Source organism: Streptomyces sp. NPDC001315, assembly GCF_042896175.1.
In the GTDB taxonomy this organism is placed as follows: Bacteria; Actinomycetota; Actinomycetes; order Streptomycetales; family Streptomycetaceae; genus Streptomyces.
In genome coordinates this window covers 1-1,098 of sequence record NZ_JBIAWZ010000062.1, presented here as the reverse complement: position 1 = coordinate 1,098, position 1,098 = coordinate 1, and the positions used below count along the sequence as shown (strand labels likewise).

Sequence of the window (1,098 nt, the reverse complement as noted above, 5' to 3'; positions counted from 1 at the left end):
CTAGGGCCTGTTCTGAGTTGAGATCACGGATCGGTCATTCCCGCTTCGGGAGGGTGCTGGATGCGGTAGACCGGTTGCGTGACTCGTGGTGATCTGACCGATGTCGAGTGGGAGTTGATCGAGCCGCACCTGCCGCTGGGGGCGTTCGGACCGATCCCTGACCTGCGCAGCTACTTCAACGCGGTGATGTGGCGGTTCCGTACCGGCAGCCCCTGGCGGGATGTGCCGGAGAGCTACGGCTCCTGGTCGACGATCTACGACCGGTTCCGGGTGTGGGCGCGTGACGACGTCTTCCAGACCCTCATGGACGCGATGATCGCCGAGGCGGCGGCCCGCGACGACGTCGATCTCAGCCTGGTCAGCGTGGACTCGACCGTTGCCCGCGCGCATCACCACGCGGCGGGCATGGTTGTTGACCCGGAACTCCTTCAGGACCTGGAGAAGGCTGTGGCGGAGGAAAAGGGGCTGCAGCAAAGGGGCAAAACGACCCCGTAGACGAGAGGTCCGCGGGCAGTGAGGACCCCGGGCGGGAACAGCACCGCGCCGTGCGCCGACGCCGCAAGGCCCGACTACGGGCCGCCGAACTGGGCCGCTCCCGAGGCGGGCTCACCAGCAAGGTTCACCTCGCCGTCGAGCGGCGCTGCCGCCCGCTGTCCATCGTCCTGACTCCCGGGCAGGCCGCGGACAGCCCGCGCTTCATCCCGGTCCTCAGGAAGGTCAAGGTGCGTGTCCCGGTCGGCCGCCCCAGGACCCGGCCGGACGCGGTCGCCGGAGACAAGGCGTACTCGTCCCGCGCCAACCGCGCCCACCTGCGCAGGCGCAACATCAAGGCGGTGATCCCGGAGAAGGCCGACCAGGCCGCCAACCGCAAGAAGAAGGGACGCTCCGGCGGCCGCCCGGTCAGCCACGACGCCACGCTCTACAAAGATCGCAACACCGTCGAGCGCGCCATCAATAAGTTCAAGGAGTGGCGGGGGTTGGCCACCCGCTACGACAAGACACCCGAGAGCTACGCCGCAGGACTCCACCTGCGCGGATCCATCCTCTGGTTACGCAGCCTGCCAGCCCTCCCGTGATCTCAACTCAGAACAGGCCCTA

Annotated in this window: 1 pseudogene; it reads left to right on the top strand. The window is 67.9% G+C overall.

Features of this window, described 5'->3' with window-relative positions:
• Positions 1-78: 78 nt before the first annotated feature.
• Positions 79-1,076 (top strand): annotated as a pseudogene (locus ACFY16_RS43120) (IS5 family transposase).
• The last annotated feature ends 22 nt before the right edge of the window (positions 1,077-1,098 follow it).